We start from the raw sequence: 7,820 nt of genomic DNA on the forward strand, positions 1-7,820 counted from the left end.
CTCAATATGCAGAAATTTAATCCGGTCGATCATCCGCATCGCCGCTATAACCCACTGTCCGATCAGTGGATTCTGGTTTCTCCGCATCGTGCCAAGCGCCCATGGCAAGGCGCGCAGGAGACACCTTCTCAGGAGAAGCTGCCTGCGCACGACCCGGACTGTTTTCTTTGCCCGGGTAACACGCGCGTAACCGGCGATAAAAATCCCGATTACACCAGCACCTACGTGTTTACCAATGACTTTGCCGCGCTGATGACCGATACGCCAGACGCACCGGAAAGCGACGATTTACTCATGCGCTGCGAAAGCGCACGCGGCACCAGCCGGGTAATCTGTTTTTCGCCGGATCACAGCAAAACGCTGCCTGAGTTGTCGGTTGCCGCGCTGGAAGATGTGGTTCGCACCTGGCAGGAGCAGACGGCCGATCTGGGCCAGCACTACCCGTGGGTGCAGGTGTTTGAGAACAAAGGTGCGGCGATGGGCTGCTCCAATCCGCATCCACACGGCCAGGTCTGGGCCAACAGTTTTCTGCCTAACGAAGCCAAACGCGAGGACGATCTCCAGCGCGCTTATTTTGCGAAAAACCAGTCGCCGATGCTGGTGGATTACGCCAGTCGCGAACTGAATGACGGCAGCCGTACGGTAGTGGAAACCGAACACTGGCTGGCCGTAGTGCCCTGGTGGGCCGCCTGGCCATTCGAGACGCTGCTGCTGCCAAAAGCGCACGTCAAGCGCCTGAACGACTTAACGGACGCGCAGCGAGCCGACCTGGCCTTGGCGCTGAAAAAGCTGACCAGCCGTTATGACAACCTGTTCCAGTGCTCATTTCCCTACTCGATGGGCTGGCACGGCGCACCCTACAATGACGACGCCAACGACCACTGGCAGCTTCATGCGCATTTCTATCCGCCGCTGCTGCGTTCCGCCACGGTACGCAAGTTTATGGTTGGCTATGAAATGCTGGCCGAAACCCAACGTGACCTGACGGCGGAGCAGGCGGCTGAACGTCTGCGTGCCGTCAGCGATATTCATTTCCGCGAGACCGGAGCATAACCATGCATTTAAAAACTTTGACCCAACAGCTTTTCAGCGAGAAATTTGGCTATGCTGCGCCGCAAACTTTCCAGGCGCCGGGCCGTGTTAATTTGATTGGCGAGCACACCGACTATAACGACGGCTTTGTGTTGCCCTGCGCCATTGATTACCAGACTGTTATCGCCTGCGCTAAGCGTGACGATCGCCAGGTGCGTGTCATCGCCGCCGACTATGAAAATCAGGAAGATATTTTTTCGCTGGATGAACCGATCGTGCCACATGACACCCAGATGTGGTCAAACTACGTCCGTGGCGTGGTCAAACATCTGCAAAAACGCAGCCCCGATTTCGGTGGCGTGGATATGGTCATTGCAGGCAACGTGCCGCAGGGTGCGGGCCTGAGCTCCTCCGCCTCGCTGGAAGTGGCGGTCGGCACCGTGTTTCGCCACCTGTTTGATCTGCCGCTGGACGGCGCGCAGATTGCCGTAAACGGCCAGGAAGCGGAAAACCAGTTTGTCGGCTGTAACTGCGGCATCATGGATCAGCTGATTTCGGCGCTGGGCGAGAAAGATCATGCCATGCTGCTGGATTGCCGCACGCTGGGTACGCGACCGGTACCGATGCCGGAAGATATCGCCGTGGTGATTATTAACTCTAACTTCCGCCGCAATCTGGTCGGCAGCGAGTACAACACGCGGCGTCAGCAGTGCGAAGCGGGCGCAAAGTTCTTCAATAAAGATTCACTGCGTGATGTCGATCTGGCGCAATTTTCTGAGAAGGAACAGGCACTCGATCCGCTGGTGGCCAAACGTGTTCGCCACGTGCTGACCGAAAATGCGCGTACGCTGGAAGCCGCCGACGCGTTGGCCAGAGGCGACCTGGCGCGTATCGCCGTGCTGATGGCGGAATCTCACGCCTCCATGCGTGATGATTTTGAAATCACCGTGCCGCCAATCGATACCCTGGTCACCATTGTGAAAAACAGCCTGGGCGATCGCGGCGGCGTGCGCATGACCGGCGGCGGCTTTGGCGGCTGTGTGGTCGCGCTGATGCCGTTGGATCTGGTCGACAGCGTAAAAGCGGCCGTAGCGGAGCAGTACGAAGCGCAATCCGGCATTAAAGAAACCTTTTACGTTTGCAAAGCCTCAGAAGGAGCCGGCCCATGCTGAGTCCTTCCCAGGCGCCGGACGGCCAGCCTTGGCGCATTACTACGCTACGCAACGCAGGTGGCATGGTCGCGACCTTTATGGACTGGGGCGCAACCTGGCTTTCTGCCCGAGTGCCGATGAAAGACGGCAGCGTGCGTGAAGCTTTGCTGGGCTGCGCCACGCCATCTGCTTACCTTCATCAGACGGCCTACCTGGGCGCAACGGTGGGCCGCTACGCCAACCGTATCGCTAACGCCACCTTTGCCGCAGGCGAACAGCGCTGGCAGCTGGCAGCCAATCAGGGCAAGCACCAGCTGCACGGCGGGCCAGAAGGCTTTCACGCTCGTCGCTGGCAGATTGTCAGCCAGACCGGTCAGGAAGTGACCTACCAGCTGGACTCGCCCGACGGCGACCAGGGCTATCCGGGCAATTTGCAGGTCACCCTGCTCTATCGGCTGGAAGAGGACAATACGCTCACTATCCGCTATCACGCTACGGTGGATCAGGCCTGTCCGGTGAATCTGACCAACCATGCCTATTTCAATCTTGATGCCGAACATAATGATGCCCGTCATCATCGCCTGCGCCTGCGTGCAGACCACTATTTGCCGGTGGACAGTGAAGGCATTCCCAACCGGCCGCTGACCGACGTCAACAACACCGGTTTTGACTTCAGAGAAATCAAAACGGTGGCCCAGGACTTCCTGCTGGATGACGATCAGCGCGCGGTGAAAGGCTACGATCACGCGTTTCTGCTGAACGGTGCCGACGACCAACAGCCGGATGCCGAACTGTGGTCAGCGGATGGCAGGCTGAAGCTGAGCGTGTTTACCACCGCCCCCGCGCTGCAATTCTATTCGGGGAATTATCTGGAAGGCACCCCGGCTCGTGAGCAGGGCGTCTATACTGCCTTTCAGGGTATTGCGCTGGAGAGCGAGTTTTTACCCGACTCGCCTAATCATCCTGAATGGCCGCAGCCCGACTGCTGGCTGAAGCCAGGTGAATCGTATCAGTCAGAAACGCGTTATCGCCTGACGCCGCTTTGATTAAGCGCATGAAAAACGTGCATCGCACCTGCGGCAGGCTTACGTGCCGCGAAGATTTCCGCTATGGTAATGGCCAGTTAAAATTGCGTCGGCAATTTTCGCTTTCCGTTATCTTAGAAACGTCAGATTATTAAGGAGTTAAGCTATGGCTGTAACTAAGCTGGTTCTGGTACGTCACGGCGAAAGCCAGTGGAACAACGAAAACCGCTTTACCGGATGGTACGATGTTGATCTGTCCGATAAAGGGCGTACCGAAGCGAAAGCGGCGGGTCAGCTGCTGAAAAAAGAAGGCTTTACCTTCGATTTCGCTTATACCTCCGTGCTGAAACGTGCCATCCACACGCTGTGGAACATTCTTGACGAAGTGGATCAGGCCTGGCTGCCGGTTGAAAAATCCTGGCGCCTGAACGAGCGTCACTACGGTGCGCTGCAGGGTCTGGACAAAGCGGAAACCGCCCAGAAATATGGCGATGAGCAGGTTAAGCAGTGGCGTCGCGGCTTTGCGGTTACACCACCGGAGCTGGATCGCGCTGACGAACGCTTCCCTGGCCATGACCCACGCTACGCCGCGCTGACCGCTGAGCAGCTGCCAACCACCGAAAGCCTGGCGCTGACCATCGATCGCGTACTGCCTTACTGGAACGAGTCTATTCTGCCTCGCATGAAGAAAGGCGAAAAAGTGATCATTGCCGCACACGGCAACTCACTGCGTGCGCTGGTGAAATATCTGGATGATATGAGTGAAGAGGCGATCCTGGAACTGAATATCCCAACCGGCGTGCCGCTGGTGTATGAGTTCGACGAAAACTTCAAGCCAATCAAACACTACTACCTGGGCGATGCGGACGAGATCGCGGCTAAAGCCGCCGCCGTAGCCAACCAGGGTAAAGCGAAGTAATCCCCTCTGAAAAAATCCGCCGAAAGGCGGATTTTTTTATGTCGCGTTTGCGAGCCTACCCGCGCCGCGCTTTCACTGCCTGCGCTAACTGGCGCAATACGGTTTCGGTATCTTCCCAGCCGATACAGCCATCCGTCACGCTCTTGCCGTAGACCAGCGGCTCTCCGCTTTCCAGATTTTGATTCCCTTCCACCAGATGACTTTCGATCATTACGCCGATAATCGCTGTTTCGCCGCCCGCGATCTGCTGCGCCACGTCGTCCGCCACGGTCAGCTGCTTTTTAAACTGCTTGCTGCTGTTAGCATGGCTAAAGTCGATCATAATTTGCGGCTCCAGGCCCGCTTTCGCCAGCCCTGCTTTCACCTCTTCCACATGCTGCGCGCTGTAGTTGGGCTCTTTACCGCCGCGCAGAATAATGTGGCAATCACCGTTGCCGCTGGTTTCCACAATGGCAGAATGCCCGTATTTGGTTACCGACAGGAAGCAGTGCGGGGCGCTGGCAGCGTTAATCGCGTCAATCGCCACTTTAATGGTGCCATCGGTGCCGTTTTTGAAACCCACCGGACAGGAAAGGCCAGAAGAAAGCTCGCGGTGTACCTGGGATTCCGTGGTGCGGGCGCCAATCGCCCCCCAGCTCATCAGATCGGCCACGTACTGCGGCGTGATCATATCCAGGAACTCGCCCGCCGCCGGCAGACCGGTGTCGTTGATATCCACCAGCAGCTTGCGCGCAATGCGCAGACCGTCGTTGATCTGGTAGCTGTTATCCATATGAGGATCATTGATCAGCCCTTTCCAGCCGACCGTTGTGCGCGGTTTTTCAAAGTAAACGCGCATCACCACTTCCAGCGAGTCGCTCAGCTCTTCACGCAGCTTCAGCAGGCGGGATGCATACTCCTTTGCCGCCCCGGTATCGTGAATGGAACAGGGGCCGATCACCACCAGCAGGCGATCGTCCTTTTTTTGCAGGATATGGTGAATGGCCTGGCGGGTATCAGCGACAGTTTTAACTGCCGTCTCCGTGGCAGGAAATTTTTCGAGCAGCGCAACGGGAGGTAAAAGTTCTTTTATTTCTTTAATTCTTAAGTCATCATTCTGATAATTCATAATATTTCCAGATAGTTACTGAGCCGTACTGCACACCAGGCGCATCAGAACCAATTTATCGCGTGTGCCCCACCCTGTAAATCGACTTTGCGCAAATTATTATCAGTATGAGTTGCCGTTTTCGCGCTTTTTACTACACTTTTACCTGTTGATACTTAAAAAAAACGCCCGGCGATCGCGGACTTTATCCTCTCGTATCGCCTGCGTAAGAAGAGGTACTCTCTTCCATTTATGCAAACCGCTTTTTTAGCAGGGTTTGGTTCGCCAAGACGCAAAAAAATTAACGGAGTAAGATGATGAAAAAGTTTGCAATCGTTTTCCTGACAGCAGCAATGGCTCTGGGCAGCGCTTCCGCTATGGCAGAGGGAAGCAATAACGGCACCGCTAACCAGGCGGCAGACGCCGGTGCGGCTGCAGGCGGCGCGAAACAGAACATTGCGCCGAACAAAGTTAACAACAACGATATCAATAACACTGGCGACGCCACGCAACACAAAACGACTCATCACGCGAAAAAGACTCACCATGCCAAGAAAATGACCGCGGATGAGATCGACAAAAATACCCAGTGTAAAGATGGTAAGTGTCCGGACATTAACCAGAAAGTAGGCCCGGGTACCGACAGAAAAACCGACGGTACCTCACAGTAAGCTGACCGCCGGACAAGAAAAAGGAGAGCTAAGGCTCTCCTTTTTTATTGGGCGCTGTAAAGGGTAAAACTGCGTATCCGTAATAAAAACCTCGTCACGGAGACGCATTATTTCTTGATATAATAAAGCAGGTTTATTGAAAACATGGATAATTATGGCGCACTCGCATTCTCATAGCGGTGGAAACCGCAATCGTTTACTGGCCGCCTTTCTGGTAACGGCCGTTTTTATGGTCGCAGAAGTAGTTGGCGGCCTGCTTTCCGGCTCGCTGGCGCTGCTGGCCGACGCCGGTCATATGCTGACGGACGCCGCCGCGCTGTTAATGGCGCTTTTAGCCGTGCAGTTTGGCAGCCGCAAGCCCAACGCGAGCCATACCTTTGGCCTGCTGCGGCTGACCACGCTGGCCGCTTTCGTCAATGCTATCGCTTTGATAGCGATCACGGCGCTGATCGTCTGGGAAGCCGTGCAACGCTTTATGCATCCTGAACCCGTTGCCGGGGGCTTTATGTTGGGCATAGCCGTGGCGGGCCTGCTGGCCAACCTGCTCTCTTTCTGGCTACTGCATCACGGCAGCGAAGAGAAGAACATTAATGTTCGTGCCGCCGCCCTGCATGTGATGGGCGATTTACTGGGTTCCGTCGGCGCCATTGCCGCCGCACTGATTATTATGTTTACCGGCTGGACGCCGATTGACCCGATTTTGTCGCTGTTGGTGTCGGTTCTGGTGCTGCGTAGCGCCTGGGCACTGCTAAAAGAGAGTTTTCATGAGTTGCTGGAAGGTACGCCGCCGCAGCTGAATGTAGAGAAGCTGAAGCGGGCGTTAACGCGTGATATTCCTGAAGTACGCAACGTGCATCACGTTCATCTGTGGCTGGTGGGTGAAAAACCCGTGATTACGCTGCATACGCAGGTGATCCCGCCTTACGATCATGACGCCCTGCTGCACCGTATTCATGACTATCTGCATGAACACTATCAGATTGAACATGCTACGGTGCAAATGGAGTACGAAAGCTGTGACGATGGCGACTGCGAGCTGTCATGGGGAAAAGCGGGGCACGAGCACGCTCACCATCACCACTGATTAAGCCAGCGCCTGCCTGCGGGCGCTTTTAATCCATAGCCAGGCGCCATTCAGGGCAATCAGCGTCAGAATAGCGTATTCCAGTGACATCGCGTAGACGCCCTGACGAGCAAAAACCATCACGCTGATCGCATCAATCACCACCCACAGCAGCCAGTTCTCCACATATTTCCGCGTCATTAAAATCATCGCAACCACCGACAACACCAGCAAACAGGAATCCCAAAATGGGAAAGCGTCCGGCTGCAGCTGTGGCATCGCCACCGCCAGTCCCAGCGTCTGCATCAGCTTTACGGCAATCTCCGTCAGCCAGGCAAAGACCGGATTGATGTAAAGGGTCATCAGCGTGACCGCCACTACGCTGAACAGCGTCCAGCCCAGCGCTTTCGGCAGCCCCAGCCAGCGAATGTGCAACGCCTGCTGATTATCGCTGGTCTGCCGCGTCCAGGCGTACCAGCCATAGACGTTGGCAGCAAAGAAAAAGATCTGCAGCAACAGGCTGGCATAAAGCTGGATCTGGAAGAAGATTACCGCGAAAAGCGTGACGTTAAGTAAACCAAAAACGTAGTTGATGTTTTTTTCAAGGCTGGCGAGCCAGATACAGAGCAGACCTGCCAGCGTCCCAATTGCCTCAATCCAGGAAAGATCGTAGCCGCCCGCGCCTAAAGGGATATGGGCTAAGATATTTTGCGTGCTGAAAAAATCCATGTTGGCACCTTGTACCTGAAAACAGGCGTTATTTTAATGATGCAGCAAAGGTTAGCATACGATCCAGAGAGCGTAACGCGCCTTCACGCAGCGCCGCATCGACGTGGATTTCATGTTCACTGCCGCCGTGCTCCAGCCCTTCT

The 7,820-nt window shown here is 55.5% G+C and carries 8 protein-coding genes and 1 pseudogene; 6 read left to right on the forward strand and 3 right to left on the reverse strand.

The features are described from left to right. The first annotated feature begins 6 nt into the window (after window positions 1-6). The 4 genes from galT (at window position 7) to gpmA (ending at window position 4,127) form a co-directional block, all read left to right on the forward strand. Complete coding sequence (gene galT / locus RTK32_RS00195) at window positions 7-1,053, forward strand: galactose-1-phosphate uridylyltransferase (RefSeq protein ID WP_312041535.1); 1,047 nt, start codon at window positions 7-9, stop codon at window positions 1,051-1,053. A 2-nt stretch (window positions 1,054-1,055) separates the two neighbouring features. After that, window positions 1,056-2,204, forward strand: coding sequence for a galactokinase (gene galK / locus RTK32_RS00200; RefSeq protein ID WP_312041536.1), 1,149 nt, complete (start codon window positions 1,056-1,058; stop codon window positions 2,202-2,204). After that, window positions 2,198-3,229 (forward strand): galactose-1-epimerase, encoded by a 1,032-nt coding sequence (galM, locus tag RTK32_RS00205; protein WP_312041537.1) that lies wholly within the window; start codon window positions 2,198-2,200, stop codon window positions 3,227-3,229. The genes galK and galM overlap by 7 nt, the downstream gene beginning before the upstream one ends. A gap of 145 nt (window positions 3,230-3,374) precedes the next feature. Next, a complete protein-coding gene (gene gpmA, locus RTK32_RS00210) occupies window positions 3,375-4,127 on the forward strand; it encodes a 2,3-diphosphoglycerate-dependent phosphoglycerate mutase (protein ID WP_312041538.1) in 753 nt (250 codons plus the stop codon). A 55-nt stretch (window positions 4,128-4,182) separates the two neighbouring features. Here the strand turns inward: gpmA and aroG are convergent, their stop codons facing one another. Continuing rightward, the gene (gene aroG, locus RTK32_RS00215; protein WP_312041539.1) at window positions 4,183-5,235 is read right to left on the reverse strand and encodes a 3-deoxy-7-phosphoheptulonate synthase AroG; all 1,053 of its coding nucleotides are present in this window, start codon (window positions 5,233-5,235) and stop codon (window positions 4,183-4,185) included. A gap of 293 nt (window positions 5,236-5,528) precedes the next feature. Between aroG and RTK32_RS00220 the strand changes: the two genes are divergently transcribed. Both RTK32_RS00220 and zitB read left to right on the forward strand, forming a co-directional pair. Continuing rightward, entirely contained in the window at window positions 5,529-5,885 is a 357-nt protein-coding gene (locus RTK32_RS00220) for a protein YbgS (RefSeq protein WP_312041540.1), read from the forward strand. Window positions 5,886-6,039: 154 nt separating this feature from the next. Next, window positions 6,040-6,969 carry a CDF family zinc transporter ZitB gene (zitB, locus tag RTK32_RS00225; protein WP_312041543.1) on the forward strand — a complete coding sequence of 310 codons (930 nt, stop codon included), beginning with the start codon at window positions 6,040-6,042 and terminating at the stop codon, window positions 6,967-6,969. On the opposite strand, the gene pnuC is transcribed toward zitB, so the two are convergent. Both pnuC and RTK32_RS00235 read right to left on the reverse strand, forming a co-directional pair. Continuing rightward, window positions 6,970-7,677 (reverse strand): nicotinamide riboside transporter PnuC, encoded by a 708-nt coding sequence (gene pnuC, locus RTK32_RS00230; protein WP_312041541.1) that lies wholly within the window; start codon window positions 7,675-7,677, stop codon window positions 6,970-6,972. A gap of 28 nt (window positions 7,678-7,705) precedes the next feature. Further along, window positions 7,706-7,820, reverse strand: a pseudogene (locus tag RTK32_RS00235) (quinolinate synthase NadA); the annotation flags it as partial.

Origin of the sequence: Erwinia sp. (genome assembly GCF_031978025.1) — a bacterium.
GTDB lineage: Bacteria > Pseudomonadota > Gammaproteobacteria > Enterobacterales > Enterobacteriaceae > Erwinia.